This window comes from Streptomyces sp. NBC_01451 (assembly GCF_036227485.1).
Classification (GTDB): Bacteria; Actinomycetota; Actinomycetes; order Streptomycetales; family Streptomycetaceae; genus Streptomyces.
In genome coordinates this window covers 8,220,179-8,236,864 of sequence record NZ_CP109479.1, presented here as the reverse complement: position 1 = coordinate 8,236,864, position 16,686 = coordinate 8,220,179, and the positions used below count along the sequence as shown (strand labels likewise).

The 16,686-nt window shown below is 71.4% G+C and carries 15 protein-coding genes; 5 read left to right on the top strand and 10 right to left on the bottom strand.

Annotation, left to right across the window (positions count from 1 at the left end; all coding sequences use genetic code 11):
- Positions 1–30: 30 nt before the first annotated feature.
- From fxsA to OG595_RS36205, 4 genes are all read right to left on the bottom strand, one after another.
- The gene (gene fxsA, locus OG595_RS36220; RefSeq protein WP_329279554.1) at positions 31–615 is read right to left on the bottom strand and encodes an FxsA family membrane protein; all 585 of its coding nucleotides are present in this window, start codon (positions 613–615) and stop codon (positions 31–33) included.
- Positions 616–709: 94 nt separating this feature from the next.
- On the bottom strand, positions 710–1,504 hold the full coding sequence (locus OG595_RS36215) for a polyprenol monophosphomannose synthase (protein WP_329279552.1): 795 nt from the start codon (positions 1,502–1,504) through the stop codon (positions 710–712).
- Between the two features lie 538 nt (positions 1,505–2,042).
- Positions 2,043–3,659 carry an amidohydrolase gene (locus OG595_RS36210; RefSeq protein ID WP_329279550.1) on the bottom strand — a complete coding sequence of 539 codons (1,617 nt, stop codon included), beginning with the start codon at positions 3,657–3,659 and terminating at the stop codon, positions 2,043–2,045.
- A 132-nt stretch (positions 3,660–3,791) separates the two neighbouring features.
- Entirely contained in the window at positions 3,792–4,232 is a 441-nt protein-coding gene (locus OG595_RS36205) for an Lrp/AsnC family transcriptional regulator (RefSeq protein WP_006374301.1), read from the bottom strand.
- Positions 4,233–4,500: 268 nt separating this feature from the next.
- Here OG595_RS36205 and OG595_RS36200 point away from each other — a divergent pair, with 268 nt between their 5' ends.
- Together OG595_RS36200 and OG595_RS36195 are read left to right on the top strand one after the other, a co-directional pair.
- Positions 4,501–4,938 (top strand): hypothetical protein, encoded by a 438-nt coding sequence (locus OG595_RS36200; protein WP_329279547.1) that lies wholly within the window; start codon positions 4,501–4,503, stop codon positions 4,936–4,938.
- A gap of 147 nt (positions 4,939–5,085) precedes the next feature.
- A complete protein-coding gene (locus OG595_RS36195; RefSeq protein WP_329279545.1) occupies positions 5,086–5,373 on the top strand; it encodes a hypothetical protein in 288 nt (95 codons plus the stop codon).
- Here OG595_RS36195 and OG595_RS36190 read toward each other — a convergent pair.
- The gene (locus OG595_RS36190; RefSeq protein WP_329279543.1) at positions 5,336–6,508 is read right to left on the bottom strand and encodes an acyl-CoA dehydrogenase family protein; all 1,173 of its coding nucleotides are present in this window, start codon (positions 6,506–6,508) and stop codon (positions 5,336–5,338) included. The two genes, OG595_RS36195 and OG595_RS36190, sit on opposite strands and share 38 nt — an antisense overlap.
- Before the next feature lie 322 nt (positions 6,509–6,830).
- Here OG595_RS36190 and OG595_RS36185 point away from each other — a divergent pair, with 322 nt between their 5' ends.
- Complete coding sequence (locus OG595_RS36185) at positions 6,831–8,087, top strand: glycoside hydrolase family 18 protein (RefSeq protein WP_329279541.1); 1,257 nt, start codon at positions 6,831–6,833, stop codon at positions 8,085–8,087.
- 53 nt (positions 8,088–8,140) lie between these two features.
- Here the strand turns inward: OG595_RS36185 and OG595_RS36180 are convergent, their stop codons facing one another.
- From OG595_RS36180 to OG595_RS36170, 3 genes are all read right to left on the bottom strand, one after another.
- Entirely contained in the window at positions 8,141–8,800 is a 660-nt protein-coding gene (locus tag OG595_RS36180; RefSeq protein WP_329279539.1) for a TetR/AcrR family transcriptional regulator, read from the bottom strand.
- A 119-nt stretch (positions 8,801–8,919) separates the two neighbouring features.
- Positions 8,920–9,063 (bottom strand): SCO1431 family membrane protein, encoded by a 144-nt coding sequence (locus tag OG595_RS36175; RefSeq protein ID WP_329279537.1) that lies wholly within the window; start codon positions 9,061–9,063, stop codon positions 8,920–8,922.
- Positions 9,064–9,227: 164 nt separating this feature from the next.
- The gene (locus OG595_RS36170) at positions 9,228–10,592 is read right to left on the bottom strand and encodes a peptidase C39 family protein (RefSeq protein ID WP_329279535.1); all 1,365 of its coding nucleotides are present in this window, start codon (positions 10,590–10,592) and stop codon (positions 9,228–9,230) included.
- A gap of 194 nt (positions 10,593–10,786) precedes the next feature.
- Here OG595_RS36170 and OG595_RS36165 point away from each other — a divergent pair, with 194 nt between their 5' ends.
- A complete protein-coding gene (locus tag OG595_RS36165) occupies positions 10,787–11,440 on the top strand; it encodes a uridine kinase family protein (protein ID WP_329279533.1) in 654 nt (217 codons plus the stop codon).
- Positions 11,441–11,870: 430 nt separating this feature from the next.
- Positions 11,871–13,736 carry an AAA family ATPase gene (locus tag OG595_RS36160; RefSeq protein WP_329279531.1) on the top strand — a complete coding sequence of 622 codons (1,866 nt, stop codon included), beginning with the start codon at positions 11,871–11,873 and terminating at the stop codon, positions 13,734–13,736.
- A gap of 304 nt (positions 13,737–14,040) precedes the next feature.
- Here the strand turns inward: OG595_RS36160 and OG595_RS36155 are convergent, their stop codons facing one another.
- Together OG595_RS36155 and OG595_RS36150 are read right to left on the bottom strand one after the other, a co-directional pair.
- A complete protein-coding gene (locus OG595_RS36155; RefSeq protein WP_329279529.1) occupies positions 14,041–15,138 on the bottom strand; it encodes a hemolysin family protein in 1,098 nt (365 codons plus the stop codon).
- Positions 15,135–16,496, bottom strand: a complete 1,362-nt coding sequence (locus OG595_RS36150; protein ID WP_329279527.1) for a hemolysin family protein — start codon at positions 16,494–16,496, stop codon at positions 15,135–15,137. Before OG595_RS36150 ends, OG595_RS36155 begins: the two co-directional genes overlap by 4 nt.
- Positions 16,497–16,686: the final 190 nt, after the last annotated feature.

Sequence of the window (16,686 nt, the reverse complement as noted above, 5' to 3'; positions counted from 1 at the left end):
GCGGGCCTGTCGCGTGCGGAGAGCCGGGCGTCAGCCGGTCAGCGGCGGGCGCCGCTGCCCCGCGGTGCCGCCCGTCCCGTCCTCGCGAATGACCTCGCCCTGGACCACCTTGCCGTCCGGGCGGCGGATCCTCGCCTGCTGGAAGGCGTCTCCCAGGGTGCCCGGGGTCGCCTCCCTCAGTTTGCGTTCGAAGGTGCGTTCCGCGTAGCGGCTGATCGCCTTCTGCACCGGGGGGACCAGCAGGAGCAGGCCCACCGCGTCCGAGACCAGGCCGGGCAGCATCAGCAGCAGACCGCCGAGCATCAGCAGGCCGTTGCCCTCGCTGCCGCCGGGGCGGGCCGCGCCCTCCGCCGGCATGCCGCCCTGCTGCTGTTGCAGTGTCCGGGTGAGATTGCGGAAGGCCCGGCGGCCCGCCCGCTTGATGACCACCGAGCCGAGCACGAAACCGGCGATCAGGAGCAGGAAGACCGCGAAGCCGCTGGCCGCGCCGGCGACCATGGTCAGCAGCCAGATCTCCAGCACCAGCCAGGCGGCGATGCCCAGCGGCAGGAACGTGCGCAGCCGGGAACGCCGCGGCCGGGCGGGGTAGGTGGGGGTCGGTGCGCCAGTCGTCATACGTCCAGTGTGCCTGGGCCGGGCTCAGCACAGGATAAGAGGACGATCAACAGAATCTGTGAAGTCGTACGGGCACACCCGGGACGGGTCGCCGCTAGGGCTTCCTCGTCCTGCCGCGGGCCCGGTTCACCCGCTCGCCCACGCCCCACGTCGTGACCCGCCACAGCGCCTCGATCAGGATGTCGCGGCTCATCTTGGAGTCGCCGTGCTCGCGCTCGACGAAGGTGATGGGCACCTCGACCACGTGATAGCCGGCCCGGATCGCGCGACGGGCCAGGTCGACCTGGAAGCAGTACCCCTGGGAGGCGACCTCGTCGAGGCCGAGGCCTTCGAGGGTCTCACGGCGGAAGGCCCGGTAGCCGCCGGTGACGTCCCGGATGGGTACGTCGAGCAGGACCCGGGAGTAGAGGCTGCCGCCGCGGGAGATGAACTCGCGGGACTTGGGCCAGTTGACCACCCGGCCGCCGGGCACCCAGCGGGAGCCGAGCACCAGGTCCGCGCCCTTGAGGGCGGTCAGCAGGCGGGGCAGTTCCTCGGGCTGGTGGGAGCCGTCGGCGTCCATCTCGATCAGGACGCCGTAGCCGTTGTCCATGCCCCACTGGAAGCCCGCGAGGTAGGCGGCGCCGAGGCCTTCCTTGCCCTTGCGGTGGAGGACCTGGACCTGGTCGTCCTCGGCGGCCAGCTCGTCGGCGAGCTTGCCGGTGCCGTCGGGACTGTTGTCGTCCGCCACGAGAACGTGGACCTCAGGGACCGCCTCGCGCACCCGGCCGACGATCTTCTTGATGTTCTCCGCCTCGTTGTAGGTCGGAATGATCGCCAAGGCCGTGCCGAGCGGGCCGAACCGCCGCCCCTGGGCTTCCGCCGCGAGGGTCCCGTCGCCGTCGTTCACTGCTGCCCCTTCAAGTCCGTACGCAGAGGTCCACCATAGTGGCCGCAGCCTGCGCCGACGTGTCAGCACGTGCGTACGGGGGTGTCTATTCGGCAAGAGCCGGGTAAGGGGGTCCGCTTCGTCACCTTGCGCACGCTGCGGATCGGGGCCCGGCGCCCTTCGGGCCGACCTGGGACCCGCTGGCTGCGGGTCGACCGAAAGCCGTTGTCTACTGGACGTCCGGGCCCCACCCGGGTCACACCTTGCCGACCGGGTGGAACGTTCCGTCGCCGCGGCGCGGGCGCTGAGCCTGGCTGCCAGTGGTGGTGCGCCGGTGCGGCACACCACCCCTGACCCAGCGGCGCTGCGGCGACTGCGCGGAGGTTCCGCGGTCGGGCGTCCGGTGGTGGACCCGGCCGAACCTACCGGCCTGCTGCCGTCGGCTGTCAACAGCTGCCTGAGCTGCGGTTCTTTTCTCAACCGCCTGGTCAGCGCCGAGGATGCGCAGGTCGCGCGACGGCGTTTCGGCCACCGATGCGTACCGCGCCACCCCGGGAGATCACTCGCCCGGCCGTACGAACACCGTCCGTCCGCCCACCACCGTGCGCAGGCATACGGGAAGGTCGGCGCCCGGAGTGAGGTCGGGCAGGCCCGGGGTGCCGGAGCGGGGATCGGTGGACCAGCGGGCGACCCGGTCGTCGGGGGCCTGGACCACGAGGGCGTCGGTACGCCAGAGGGCATAGTCCGCGGGCGCGCCCGGCACCAGGACGCCCGCGTCGTCGCGGCCGACGGCCCGCCAGCCGCCGCGGGTATGGGCAGTGAACGCCGCGCGGACCGAGATGCGGTGCTCCAGGGTGCGGTGGAAGGCGGCGGCGCGGACCGTGCCCCAGGGGTCGAGCGGGGTGACGGGGCTGTCGGAGCCCAGGGCGAGCGGTACGCCGGCCTTCAGGAGGGCCGCGAAGGGGTTCAGGGCCCGCGCGCGGTCGGCGCCCAGTCGCTGCGCGTACATGCCGTCCTCGCCGCCCCACAGGGCGTCGAAGGCGGGTTGCACGGAGGCGGTGAGGCCCAGCTCGGCGAAGCCGGCGATGGTCTCGGGGCTGAGCATCTCGGCATGCTCGACACGGTGCCGGGCGGCTCGGACACGGGCCAGGCCGACCTTCCCGGCGGCTGCGCGCACGCCCTCGACCACGGAGGTCACGGCGGCGTCCCCGATGGCGTGGAAGCCCGCCTGGAGGCCCGCCTCGGTGCAGGCGACGACATGGGCGGCGACGGCATCGGTGTCCAGGTAGGCGGTGCCCGTGTGGCCGGCCCCGTCGCTGTACGGCTCGTGCAGGCAGGCGGTGTGCGAGCCGAGGGCGCCGTCGACGAACAGGTCACCGGCGGCGCCGATCGCGCCCAGGGCGCGTGCCCTCTCGATCCCCTGTTCGCCCTGTTCCGCCCAGTAGCCGACGACGCGCGGCCCCGGCTCCTCGGCGGCGAGGCGCAGCAGCCCGGTGAAGTCGTCCTCCGAGGAGATCTCCGGCCCGGCGCACTCGTGGACGGAGCCGATGCCGAGCGAGGCGGCACGTGCGAGGGCGGCCCGCTGGGCCTCCGTGCGCTGTGCCGGGGTGACCGCGCCCAGGGCGGCGGCCCGGACCGTGTGGTGGGCGTCGCCGGTCAGCGGGGCGTCGGAGCGGCCGGTGTCGCCCCGTACCAGGTCGAGGAGTGCCGTCGTGACGACCGCCGAGTGGACGTCGATGCGGCTGAGATAGAGCGGGCGTCCACCGGTGGCCTCGTCCAGCTCGGCGCGGGTCGGCGGACGGCCGCCGGGCCAGCGGGCGGCGTCCCAGCCGTGCCCGAGGAGGACGCGGTCGGCGGGGCGGGCGGCGGCGAACGCGCGTACGAGGGTGAGGGCCGCGTCGAGGGAGGGGGCGTCGGACAGGTCGAGGCCGGTGAGGGCGAGGCCGGTGGCGGTGGTGTGCACGTGTGCGTCGGTGAACGCCGGGGTGACCAGGGCGCCGTCGAGGTCGATCACCTCGTCCGCCGCGCCGGTGAAGGCGTCCGCGGCGCCTTCCGTGCCGACCCAGGCGATGTGTCCGCGCTCGACGAGCATCGCGGTCGCGAAGGGGTCGGCGGGGCTGTGGACCTCTCCGCCGCGGAGAAGGACGGTTTCGGCGGGGGCGGGGCGTTCACTCATGGGGCCAGTTTCCCGCCCGTCCTCCCCGGCGCCGCACCTGGGGCCCGTTTGACCCGGTGCCCCGCGCCCGGTGACCGTGCCCGCCCTCCCCCGTCGCCCCGGCGGAACGACTGCCCGCAGCCGGGCACGGCGTCAGATCTTCGGCGGTCTCGCCTCGTACGGTGTCGACAGGACCACCGTCGTGCGGGTCGAGACGCCCGCGAGGGTGCGCACCCTGGCCAGCAGCTCCTCCAGCTCGTGGGGGGTGGCGACGCGGACCTTGAGGATGTAGTTCTCCTCGCCCGCCACGCTGTGGCACGCCTCCAGCTCCGGGACGTCCCGGAGGCGTTCCGCGATGTCGTCCGGGGCGCTGGGGTCGAAGGGTTTCACCGAGATGAAGGCCGTCAGGGGCAGCCCCACGGCCTCCGGGTCGACGACTGCGGCATAGCCGCGGATGACGCCGCGCTGTTCCAGTCGGCGCACCCGCTGATGCACGGCAGACGTGGACAGGCCCGTGGCCTTGCCCAGGTCGGTGTAACTCATCCGCCCGTCCTTGACGAGCAGCTGCACGATCTGTCGGTCCAGCTCCTCCATGGCGCAGAACCTACAGTGCGGTTGATCTCCTCCGATACCTGAGCGGTGCAGGTCATGCCCTGTTCGTGATGTGGCCGAGGGTGCCCCGTGGGCCGGACGAGGGACAAAAGCATCGCCACGGGCACCTGCGAACGGCATGTGACGAACGCCACAGCCCTCGAACGTGCTCCGTGATGGTCTCGTGATTACCGCCGAGACGGGGCGGGAAGTGCTTGCTGTGGCCGAGGCCGCAGTTGCCTGGTCGGCCCAGCCCGAGGGGGAGTTACCCATGCAGAGTCTTAAGCGCCCTGGTCGCACCGCGCCCAAGAGGCCCCAGTTGGTCGTCGAGTCCGAGCCGGAGGGCGTCGAACCCGACGCGCTCGACATCGAGGAAGTCGACGATTACGACACCTTCGAGATGTTCCGGGTCATCTGCCCGGACTGCACCCAGCCCATCGCGCTGCTCGCGGACGAGGAGATCCTGCCGGAGCACGCCCTGTGCGCCTCACCGTGGAACCCGTTCGGGCTCACGGTCTGCGCCGGTACGGGCCGCGCGGCGGCCGACGCCAGGTCCGCGGACGAGTCCGCGGACCTCCAGGAGCAGCACACCGCCCTGCTGTTGACGCTCCCTCAGGGGCTCGACTGGCGGACCCAGCCCTTCTCGCACGTCGGCGGCCCGGCCTCACGCCCGATCCGGGTGCCCGTGCTGCGGCGCTACGCCGCCTGAGCGCATCCGCTCGAACCTCCTGGCTGTCCCTACACCATGGCACGCAGGCTGCCGTGGTGCGGGTCCGGTGCGCGCGTGTGCCGTCGCGAACGCAGGGCCGAATCCGGCGCGCGGTGACCTGATCGACCGTCACCGCGTTGCCCTGGCATGACGACCCCCATGTACGCGGCGCAGGGGCGCCAGCGCCAGTTCTACGACTCCGGCCCGGCAGAATCGGTTCCGCGGGGTCTGTCGACCCAGAGCCGGCCGAACCCACCGGCACCGCCGGACCCGCCGATCTACCGCGCCCTGCTGCGCACCTGGGCCGACGCCGGCCGCACCCTGCCGGGGCGCTACGACTCGGAGTGGGTCCGGCTCGCGGCGCCGCCGCTCGGGCTCGGGATCGTGATCGACCCGTTCAGCGCGTCTCCGGGCCAGCCAGGTGACGGGCGATGACCATCCGCTGGATCTGGTTGGTGCCCTCGACGATCTGCAGGACCTTGGCTTCGCGCATGTAGCGCTCCACGGGGAAGTCCGCGGTGTAGCCGTAGCCGCCGAGCACCTGGACCGCGTCGGTCGTCACCTTCATCGCCGTGTCGGTGCACAGGAGTTTGGCCATGGCGGCCTGCTTGGCGAACGGCCGGCCCGCGTCGCGCAGCCGTGCCGCCGCGAGGTACAGCGCCCGGCCCGCCTCGATCTGGGTGGCCATGTCGGCGAGCAGGAAGCGCAGCCCCTGGAAGTCGGAGATCGGCCGCCCGAACTGCCGACGTCCGGTCGCGTAGGCCACCGCCTCGTCGAGTGCCGCCTGGGCCAGGCCGATTGCGCAGGCCGCGATGCCGAGGCGTCCGGAGTCGAGCGCGGACAGTGCGATCGCGAAGCCCTGGCCCTCCTCGCCGATGCGTCGGCCGGCGCCCAGCCGGACCCCGTCGAAGTTGACCTGCGCGGTCGGTGAGCCCTTGAGGCCCATCTTCCGTTCCGGCGCGGCGGCGCCCAGTCCCGCCGCGTCGCCGGGGGCGAGGAAAGCGGTGATTCCTCGCGGGCCCTCCTCACCGGTGCGTGCCATGACCGTGTAGAAGTCGGCGATGCCGCCGTGCGTGATCCACGCCTTGGTGCCGGTGAGCACCCATTCGTCGCCGTCCCGGACGGCCTTCGTGCTCAGGGAGGCGGCGTCGGAGCCGGACGCGGGTTCGGAGAGGCAGTACGCGCCGAGGAGGCCGCCGCCGAGCATCGCGGGGAGGTGTTCGGCCTGTTGTTCTTTGGTGCCGTAGCTCGCGAGGGCGTGACAGGACAGCGTGTGCACGCTGGCGCCGAGTCCGACGGTGAGACGGGCCGCGGCGAGCTCTTCGAGGACCTGGAGGTAGACCTCGTAGGGCTGGTCGCCGCCGCCGTGGTCGGAGGAGTACGGGAGGCCGAGCAGCCCCGACTCCGAGAGGAGGGTGAAGACTTCGCGCGGGAAGCGGCCGGCTTCCTCCTCCTCGGCCGCCTTCGGGGCGATCTCGCGCCCGGCGATGTCACGGACGAGCGAGATCAGGTCCCGGGCCTCGTCCGTGGGCAGTTGACGGTCCACCGGCTGCGGGGCGTGGTCGGGCATGTCGACGCTCTCCTCCCTGTCGGGCGCGACGGCACACGCGCGCCTGAGTAGGGTGGCGTCCGCCGGTCTCACTGGTCACGGCCGATGCTGGCCCTTCCGGGTCGCGGAAGCGGTCGGCGAACGGCTGTGGAGCTGCGAGTATGCCCGATCGGCGGCATGCCGTCACTGGTTAACGAGCGTTTATTCGATCACACCTCGGCGCGGCGGACTCGGCCGGGAATTGGTCCGAACCATTGACCGCACTGGTCTAGTCCTCTTACTGTGCCCTCGGTTCCTGACACCACCTCCCCCACGCTCCCCTCCCTCCCGAGGAGACTCCTCGATGCACCGACCGCATCTCCCCCGCATTCGTTTCAAGGCGCTTGTGTCCACCGCGTGTTGTGCCGTTCTCGGCGCCGGGCTCCTGGCCGGCGCGGGCACCGCGACCGCCGCCCAGTCGGCCTTGAAGGCCACCGCGCAGCCCGTCCCCAAGGCCGCCGGCTCCAAGGTCGTCGGTTACTTCACCGAATGGGGCACGTACGACCGCAAGTACTACGTCAAGAACATCCAGACGTCCGGTTCGGCCGCCCGGCTGACCCACATCAACTACGCCTTCGGCAACGTCACCGGCGGCAAGTGCGCGATGGGCGACGCCGATGCGGCGACCGGCCGGGCGTACACCGCCGCCGAGTCGGTGGACGGGGTCGCCGACACCGCGGGCCAGCCGCTGCGCGGCAACTTCAACCAGCTCCGCGAGCTGAAGAGGAAGCATCCGAACCTCAAGGTCCTCTGGTCGTTCGGGGGTTGGACCTGGTCGAGCGGTTTCGGTGAGGCCGCGCAGAACCCGGCCGCGTTCGCCAAGTCCTGCTACGACCTGGTCGAGAACTCCAAGTGGGCCGACGTGTTCGACGGCATCGACATCGACTGGGAGTACCCGAACGCCTGCGGCAACACCTGCGACACCAGCGGCAGGGCGGCCTTCAGGAACGTGATGGCGGCGCTGCGGGCGAAGTTCGGCTCCGGCAACCTGGTCACGGCGGCGATCACGGCCGACGCCACGGACGGCGGCAAGATCGACGCGGCGGACTACGCGGGCGCGGCCAAGTACGTCGACTGGTACAACCCGATGACGTACGACTACTTCGGCGCCTGGGCGGCTACCGGTCCGACGGCACCGCACTCGGCGTTGAACTCGTACTCCGGTATCCCGCAGGCGGGTTACTACACCTCGGCGACCATCGCGAAGCTCAAGGGGCTCGGCATCCCGGCCTCGAAGCTACTGCTCGGCATCGGCTTCTACGGGCGCGGCTGGACCGGCGTCACGCAGTCGGCGCCCGGCGGCACGGCGACCGGTCCGGCGGCGGGTACGTACGAGGCGGGCTTCGAGGACTACAAGGTGCTGAAGTCCACGTGCCCCGCGACCGGCACCGTCGGCGGGACGGCGTACGCCAAGTGCGGGAGCGACTGGTGGAGTTACGACACCCCGGCGACCATCGGGACGAAGATGGCGTACAAGAACCAGCAGGGGCTGGGCGGCACGTTCTTCTGGGAGCTGAGCGGCGACACCCCCAACGGTGAGCTGATCAGGGCGATCAAGTAGGCGCACCCGGAGGGCGGTCGGGGGCGGAGGCCACGAGCCTTCGCCCCCTGCCGTCAGTTGTCCCGGCGGGCGGGCTCCGGTGTCACATACGCGGGGTCGAGTTCCTCGATGGCGCGCAGTGCGCCGCCCAGCATCTTCACGAGGAGTTCGCGCATGATGTCGCGGGAGAGTTCGGGGCGGTCGATCCAGTCGAGGGTGGCACCCTCCACGCTGCACACCCAGCCGAACAGGCCCATGCGGGCCAGCGGAGCGACGTCCTGTCTGCCGTACGCGCCCTCGGCGATGGTCGCGACGATGGCCTCGCGCACCCCGTCCCGGATGGCGTGCACCTCGGCGTCGAAGCCGACGCCGCCGCTGACGATCGTGCGGTATGCGGCCTGGTTGTGCTCAGCGAAGCGCAGGTAGCAGTCGATCGTGCGGTGCACCCGGTCCACGGGGGCATGGTCGAGGCCGCTGGACGCGAAGGTGACCAGGTCGGCGACCGAGTCCTCGACGATGGCGAGGTAATAGCCGCGCTTCGACTGGAAGTAGTAGTAGATCAGCCCCTTGGCGACCTGTGCCTGCCGTGCGATGTCGTCCATGGACAGTGCGTCGTACGACCTGTCGGCGAACAACTTGCGTCCGATGGCGATGAGTTCGGCACGTCGCGCCAGGGAGCGGTCGGTGCCGCGCGCCCGCGGGCGTTCGGTGGCAGGCTGTCGACTACTGTTCAACTTGGGGCCCTGGTCTCCAACTGCGGGCGGGACATCCGAAGTATGGCAGACCCGAGCCACCTGCACGTTCGACTCTGATCGACAGTGCGGGCAGCCGGCCCGACGCGGATCGCACCGGGTCAGAGCAGACCCAGCTGGGCGACGAACATCGCGACCACGACCACGAACGTCCAGCCCATGACGTGCTCGAAGATCTTCGGACCGTCCTCCCGGGGACCACCGGTACGGGTGCGGGCGGGGGCTGCGGCAGTGCTCGCGGTCATGGCATCTCACTGAGGTCGGTGTGCGATGGACTCCCCCCACCGTTCTGTCCACCTTGCCATTCATCGGGGCTTTCGCGACGGAGACGTTGGTCACATGCCGCCGGAAAACGGACGGCCCCCGGTCTCCCGGGGGCCGCCTCACGCCGTCACGTGTCGTCCTGCGCTCAGCGCACACCCACTGCCGCGAGCGCGGCGAGCTGAGCGGGGGTCGGCCGGGCCGGGAAGTACAGGTAGCAGACGCCGCCGGTGCCGGACACGACCTTGCCGCCGGCGTTGTACCGCTTGGTCCGCAGCCAGATGTTCTCGAATTCCCGCCGCGCGTAGACCCGGCGTACGGCCTCGTCGGTCGCCGAGAACGGATCGTTGGCGATCACGTCTCCGTCGGCGGTGAAGCCGATCACGGTCATCAGATGACCGGAGGTGCCGTAACCCGCCCCCGTCAGTTCGGTCTTGAGGAACGACTGGGACGTTATGGCCGGGATGCCGGCCGCGATCAGCGTCTCCAGGTCGGTGAGCGAGCCGAGCCGGGTGACCACACCCTGGAGGTCCTTGTAGGTCGCCGCGTAGGCCGCGTTGAAGGGCCAGTTGCCGCAGCCGCCGTACTGGAAGTCGTAGGTGAAGCGGGCCGCGTGGCACACCTGGGGGTCGGCGTAGGACGGGTCGACCCAGGCCAGTTGTGCGGCCGTGGGCTTCCGGCCCCAGTACTCGATGATCATCTGCGAGGAGGTGGGGCTGCACCAGGCCTCACCGCCGTTGTCGTACTCGGGGTACTGGCCGCTGTGGATCTCCTGCGAGTAGCGCGGGACGATCAGTTCCCCGGCGGGTCCGGGGGTCGAGGCGGGGACGGTGAAGCGGTCAGGGACGTCGGAGCCCATCGCGCCGAGCCGCCAGACCGTGGGTGTGGCCGTGGTGCCGGGCTTGCGGTAGAGGATCAGGCGCAGCCGGTACGAGACCAGGCGCAGCCCTGTGGCCGGGTCGTCGATGGCGAAGGTGTCGGTCCAGACCGTGCTCCTGTCGTCGGTCTGGTCGTCGACGGAGGTCCGCTTGATGTCCTGGTCGCCGGAGGCCCAGCGGCCCATGACGTACCAGGGTGTGGCCGTGCCGTCGGAGTAGGTGCCGGTCAGCTCGACCTGGAGCCAGGTGCCGGCCGGGGTGCGCGCGTTCCAGGAGGCGATGACCTCGGTCGCCGGCACCGTGAGCCGGTGCACGGGAGACGTCCAGGTCGCGTACTCCCAGGCCGCCGTCCCGCCGGTGTGCGGGTCGGTGTAGTCGACCGTGCCGACCGGAGCACCGATCGCGACGCCGGGCCGCGCGCCGGCGACCACACGGGTGCCCTTGGCCGTACCCGCGCACCAGTCCGCGGACGAGGTCCAGGCGCGGTTGTCGACCGGGCGGGCGGAGTCGGCAGCGGCCTCGCCGACGGTCGCGGCCGGGGTGCCGGCGGCGGCCGGACCGGCGCTGCCCGCGACGGCGGCGGCGACCGCCGCGGCGAGGACGGTTCTGCGGGACGGCTCTTCGGCTCTGCTCATGGGCGGGTGACCCCCGGGTGACCTAGGCGGGCGGGACGGTGCACGGCTGTGCGCCCACTATGGCCGCCGACAACCCGCTCCTGCCAGCACTTCGGGCCATGCCACGCCCAGGAATTTTGGTCTCGACCATTGGCGTGACCTGGGGCGCGGGCGACGGAGGTACCCGGCCGGTCCCTAGAATGGCCCCTGGCATTATGTCCGCATTCCAGCGCCCTCCGGGAACCGCCATCCACGACCTCGCACGCACTCTTCGCCGACTGCCGCCCTCCTGCGGCCCGGTCCGGCTGATCGCCGTCGACGGACACGCGGGGTCCGGGAAGACCACGTTCACCGGACAGCTGGCCGCCGCTCTCGACGGGGCGCCCGTGCTCCACCTCGACGACATCGCCACCCACGACGAACTGTTCGAGTGGACGCGACGCCTGCTCGGCCAGGTGATCGAGCCCCTGCGGCGCGGCGACAACGCCTCCTACGCCCCCTACAACTGGACGTCCCGGCACTTCGGACCGGCCCGGACGCTGCCGGCCGCGCCCGTGATGCTGATCGAGGGGGTCGGGGCCGGACGTCGTGCGCTTCGGCCGTTTCTGGCGCGGCTGTTGTGGATGGAACTGGCGGACGAGGAGGCCTGGGCGCGCGGACGTTCGCGGGACGGGGCGGAACAGAGCGAGTTCTGGGCCGGGTGGGTCGGCGCGGAACGCCGGCACTTCGCCGCGGACCCCTCACGTCCGTTCGCCGACCTGTTGGTACGACAGTGCGGCGAGGGGTACGAGGTACACCCGGGGCCTGCCGGGAGCATTGGAGCAGACCAGGATCTCACTCACCGTGACGGCCCATCGGCTGTGTGCTGAACTTGTGAAGACCCTTGCCAGGCAACTTGTCCGAGTGCTTCAACTCGGCTTGACCGGTGGGCCGTACAGGACTTACGTTCTCAATGCGCGGCCGTTCGTAGCCGCCCGCAGTCGCGAAGCCCCCGGTTGTTCCCCCGTGATCGGGGGCTTCGTTCTGCCCGCGGCCCGTTTTCGGGCCGCTCCGAGGCGCGATACGTTCACCCTCGGTGACCGCGCCGCGTGCGCCCCATCTGCTCCCACCTCGTCAAACAGCCTGTACGGCACCCTGCTGCGGGCACGTGAAGCGCAGGTACGATGCCCTCGGTGCGACTCGGACGGCTGCTCTGCGCACCGTTGCAACTCCCGTCCGCGGCACAGTGGTTCGACCAAGCTGCCGACGGGCACCGGCCCGTCGGAGAGGCAATCGGGGGCACGGTTTGTGGGGGACGTGATGGACTTCGGCAGGCAGGGCCCCGAGGCCCCGGCCGACCTCGCCTGGCTGCGAGGTGTGGACGCCTACACGATGGGCGCCTATCCGCAGGCGGAGGAGGAGTTCCGCACCGCGGTGCGGATGGATCCGGGGATGGCCGACGGCTGGCTCGGACTGCATGCGCTGCGCGTCGACACGACGACCGCGCTGCTACGGATGTTCCGGCACCGCGAGCGCTTCGGGGAGCAGCGTTCCCGCCACCGCCGGACCCTCAACTCCTGGTACTGGCTGGGCTGGTGGGTGCAGCCCGTGCTCGAAAGCCCGCGCGATCTGCTGCTCGCGCACGCCTCGCACTGGCTGGACGGCCGCCATGTGCCGGAGCTGGACCGTGCGTTGGCCGGTCTGCCACCGGTGGACACCGACCCGCAGGTTCGTTTCCTGCACGCGTGCCGCGCCTATCTCGTCAAGGACTGGGAGCAACTGGTCCGGCACACCGACCCGTTGATCAACGACGCGATGCTGGGTATCGAGGCGGGCCTGTTCGGCGGGATGGCCCGGGTGCGCCTGGAGATGTTCAGGCAGGCCGAGCCGCTGCTGTCGTCCGCGTTGATGCGCTGTCGCAGTGAGCAGCCACAGCGCAAGGAGCTGCGGTACTGGCTGGCGCGGGCCCACGAGGGTACGGGCCGCTCTGCCGCGGCCCTGCCCCTGTACCGGGCCGTGCACCGGGTGGACGCCGCGTTCATGGACACCTCGGCGCGGCTCGCCGCGATCTCCGAGGGCGACGGGTACGACGAGGCGGCCGACCTCGCGGCCATCACGCTCACCGGAATCGGGCAGGAGCTGCTGGAGAGCCCGGACGGCATCGACCCCCTCTTCGGCGGCGAGGGCCGCGACCTGAAGCTCTCGGAGCCCGAACTCCCGCCCCCCGGCAGCCCGTTGCCGTCGGCGACCGACTCGGTGCGGGAGAAGGCCGCCCTGCCCGTGCAGCCGCTGCCGACCGGCCCGACCGACCCCGCGCTGCTGGAGGAGGCACTGGCCCAGCTGGAGTGCATGGTGGGCCTGGAACCGGTGAAGCGCCAGGTGAAGGCGCTCTCCGCACAGCTGAACATGGCGCGGCTGCGGGCGGGGCAGGGACTGCCGGTACAACCCCCGAAGCGGCACTTCGTCTTCTCGGGCCCGTCGGGCACCGGCAAGACGACCGTGGCCCGCATCCTCGGGCGGGTGTTCTACGCGCTCGGGCTGCTCGGCGGCGACCATCTGGTCGAGGCGCAGCGGGCGGACCTGGTCGGCGAGTATCTCGGCCAGACCGCTGTGAAGGCCAACGAGCTGATCGACTCCGCGATCGGGGGCGTCCTGTTCGTCGACGAGGCCTACTCGCTCTCCAACTCCGGGTACGGCAAGGGCGACGCGTACGGCGACGAGGCGCTGCAGGTGCTGCTGAAACGGGCCGAGGACAACCGGGACCACCTGGTGGTGATCCTGGCCGGCTATCCGGAGGGCATGGACCGGCTCCTCGCCGCCAACCCCGGGCTGTCGTCCCGCTTCACGACCCGCGTCGACTTTCCCTCGTACCGTCCGCTCGAACTGACCTCCATCGGTGAGGTGCTGGCGGCGGAGAACGGTGACGTGTGGGACGAGGAGGCGCTGGACGAGCTGCGCTCGATCGCCGGGCATGTGGTGGACCAGGGGTGGATCGACGAGCTGGGCAACGGGCGGTTCCTGCGGACGCTGTACGAGAAGAGCTGTGCGTACCGGGATCTGCGGCTGTCGGTGTATCCGGGGATGCTGACGCGGGACGACTTGTCGACCTTGCGACTGCCGGACCTCATGCAGGCATACGGGGAGGTTCTGTCCGGGCGCGGGCCCCAGGATCCGTCGGCCCCCTGACCAGGGCCGGGCGCCTTGAGTCCGGCGCCCGGTGCCGGTGTTGACGCAGGGGCGGGCCGCGCGGCTGGCGCTGCACGGGGTGCCGCCGCGCCCACCCGTGCCGCCCTTGGCGGCGCGCCTGCCGCACCGTGGGAGCAGGCGCGCCCTTCAGGGGCGCGGGAACCGCGCGCTGCCCACCGGGCCCGCAGCTGGGCGGGGCGGACGGGCGCGGAGCGCCCATTCAGGGGTGCGGGGAACTGTGCGACCAGCCCCCTCCGGGCCGCGGCCGAGCACCCGGCCGGGCCTCGCCCGACCCGCGGAGCGTCTACCCGGCCAGTGCCTCCTCCTGGGCCTCCGCCCTCGGCTCCGTCAACTTCGGCTTCGGCTTCGGCTTCGGAGGTGACTGGCGGTGGGCCGGGTCGCGTACCTCGCCCACCAGGAGTTCCAGCACGTCCTCCATGGCGACCAGGCCGATCACCCGGCCCGAACCGTCCGCGACCTGGGCCAGGTGCGTCGCCGCCCGGCGCATCACCGTCAACGCGTCGTCCAGCGGGAGCTCCGACCGCAGTGTCGTCATGGAGCGCCAGATGTGCTGCGGCACCGCCCGTTCCGACTCCTCCAGGTCCAGTACGTCCTTCACGTGCAGGTAGCCCATGAAGGCGCCGTTGTCCGCCACCACCGGGAAGCGGGAGTACCCGGTGCGGGCGGTGAGGGCGACGACCTGGCCCGGGGTGACCGACGGACCGACCGTCACCAGGGACTCGCGGTCGAGGAGGACGTCGGTGACCGGGCGGGAGCCCAGTTCCAGCGCGTCCTCCAGGCGTTCCTGCTCACCGGGGTCGAGCAGCCCGGCCTGGCCGGCGTCCTCCACCAGGCGGTTGAGCTGTTCGCTGGTGAAGACCGCCTCCACCTCGTCCTTGGGCTCGACGCGGAAGAGCTTCAGGACGAGTCGTGCACAGGCGCCCAGGCCCACCGTGACCGGCCCGCACACGCGGGCGAAGGCGACGAGACCCGGGCTCAGCCACAGGGCGGTCTTCTCGGGCGCCGCCATCGCCAGGTTCTTCGGGAGCATCTCCCCCACGACCAGGTGGAGGAAGACCACCACCGCGAGCGCGATGACGTAACCCAGCGGGTGGATCATGCCCTCGGGCAGGTGGGCCGCCTCGAAGACCGGTTCCAGCAGCTGGGCCACGGTCGGTTCGGCGACCGCGCCCAGGGTGAGGGAGCAGACGGTGATGCCGAACTGGGCGGCGGCCATCATCTGCGGCAGCCGTTCCAGGCCGTACAGCACCTGACGGGCCCGTGCCGTACCGAGCGGTTCGATCTGGCTTCGGCGGACGGAGACGAGGGCGAACTCGGCGCCCACGAAGAAGCCGTTGGCGAGCACGAGGAGAAGGGCGAAGAGGAGTTGGAGGACGCTCATCGGGCCGCCTCCACCGTGCGGTCCGCGAGGTCCGCGGTGTTCGTTCCGCTCTCTGCCCTGATCAGGCGTACCCGCTCGGCCCGGTAGTGGCCGACCTGGCGGACCGACAGGCGCCAGCCGGGCAGTTCGGCCCTGTCACCGGGGACCGGAATCCGGCCCAGCAGGTCGGCGACGAGACCGGCGACCGTCTCGTACGGACCCTGCGGCACGTCGAGGCCTATCCGCTGGAGGATGTCGACCCGGCAGCTGCCGTCGGCGTCCCAGGCGGGACGGCCGTCCTCGGGCGGGGCGGCGGCGAGTTCGGTCGGTTCGTTGAGCACGTCGTCGTGCTCGTCGTGGACCTCGCCGACGAGTTCCTCGACGATGTCCTCCAGAGTGACCACGCCCGCCGTACCGCCGTACTCGTCGACGACGACGGCGATGGGCTGCTGGCTGCGCAGCAGTTCGAGCAGCGGCTGCACGGGAAGCGTCTCGGGGACCAGCAGGGGTGACTTGGCGATCCGCACGACCGGTGTGCGCAGCCGGTCCCCCGCGGGCACCGCGAGGGCGTCCTTGAGGTGGGCCATGCCGACGATCTCGTCGATCCGCTCCCGGTAGACGGGGAAGCGGGACAGCCCGGTGGCCCGGGTCAGGTTGACGACGTCCTCGGCGGTGGCCGACGACTGAAGGGCGCTGACCCGCACACGTGGGGTCATGACGTGCTGCGCGGTCAGCTCGCCCAGCGACAGCGTCCGTACGAAGAGGTCCGCGGTGTCCTGTTCCAGCGTGCCGGCCTGGGCCGAGTGCCGGGCCAGGGAGACCAGTTCGCCCGGGGTGCGGGCCGAGGCCAGTTCCGCGGTGGGTTCGACGCCCAGGGCACGGACCAGGCGGTTGGCCACCGCGTTGAGCCCGGCGATCACCGGGCGGAAGAGGCGGGAGAAGGCGTGCTGCGGGCCGGCCACGAAACGGGCGACCTGAAGCGGCCGGGAGACCGCCCAGTTCTTGGGCACGAGTTCGCCGATCACCATCTGCACGGCCGAGGCCAACAGCATGCCGAAGATCACCGAGACGGTCGGGACGGCCCCTTCGGGCAGGCCGACCGAGGTGAACGGGCCGTGCAGCAGCTCCGCGAGCGCCGGTTCGGCGAGCATGCCGACGACGAGGGAGGTGATGGTGATGCCGAGCTGGGTGCCGGAGAGCTGGAAGGACAGTTCCTTGAGCGACTCGACGACCGTACGGGCCCGTCGGTCGCCCTCGGCGGCGGCCTTCTCCGCGTCCGGCCGCTCGACCGTGATGAGGCCGAACTCGGCGGCCACGAAGAAGCCGTTGGCCAGGATCAGCAGGAATGCCGCAGCAAGGAGCAGCAGGGGGGTGGTCATGATGCCGCCGCCTCGATATGCCGGGAGGGGGCGGCGCAGGTACTACAGGACGATCCGTCCATCGCTGGAGGGAGTCACTCCTCGGGTAGCAGGGGGCCTCTGAAGACCGGGGGGAACATCAGTGGCGGAGGCGCGCGAAAAACGCCTCCGCCAACAGATTAATCAAGACATGGGCCTGTGCGGCAGGGTG

Coding starts and splice junctions, on each gene's coding strand:
- fxsA (WP_329279554.1), bottom strand. CDS start 615: ATGACGACTGGCGCACCGACCCCCACCTACCCCGCCCGGCCGCGGCGT.
- OG595_RS36210 (WP_329279550.1), bottom strand. CDS start 3,659: ATGAGTGAACGCCCCGCCCCCGCCGAAACCGTCCTTCTCCGCGGCGGA.
- OG595_RS36205 (WP_006374301.1), bottom strand. CDS start 4,232: ATGGAGGAGCTGGACCGACAGATCGTGCAGCTGCTCGTCAAGGACGGG.
- OG595_RS36200 (WP_329279547.1), top strand. CDS start 4,501: ATGCAGAGTCTTAAGCGCCCTGGTCGCACCGCGCCCAAGAGGCCCCAG.
- OG595_RS36195 (WP_329279545.1), top strand. CDS start 5,086: ATGACGACCCCCATGTACGCGGCGCAGGGGCGCCAGCGCCAGTTCTAC.
- OG595_RS36190 (WP_329279543.1), bottom strand. CDS start 6,508: ATGCCCGACCACGCCCCGCAGCCGGTGGACCGTCAACTGCCCACGGAC.
- OG595_RS36185 (WP_329279541.1), top strand. CDS start 6,831: ATGCACCGACCGCATCTCCCCCGCATTCGTTTCAAGGCGCTTGTGTCC.
- OG595_RS36175 (WP_329279537.1), bottom strand. CDS start 9,063: ATGACCGCGAGCACTGCCGCAGCCCCCGCCCGCACCCGTACCGGTGGT.
- OG595_RS36170 (WP_329279535.1), bottom strand. CDS start 10,592: ATGAGCAGAGCCGAAGAGCCGTCCCGCAGAACCGTCCTCGCCGCGGCG.
- OG595_RS36165 (WP_329279533.1), top strand. CDS start 10,787: ATGTCCGCATTCCAGCGCCCTCCGGGAACCGCCATCCACGACCTCGCA.
- OG595_RS36160 (WP_329279531.1), top strand. CDS start 11,871: ATGGACTTCGGCAGGCAGGGCCCCGAGGCCCCGGCCGACCTCGCCTGG.
- OG595_RS36155 (WP_329279529.1), bottom strand. CDS start 15,138: ATGAGCGTCCTCCAACTCCTCTTCGCCCTTCTCCTCGTGCTCGCCAAC.
- OG595_RS36150 (WP_329279527.1), bottom strand. CDS start 16,496: ATGACCACCCCCCTGCTGCTCCTTGCTGCGGCATTCCTGCTGATCCTG.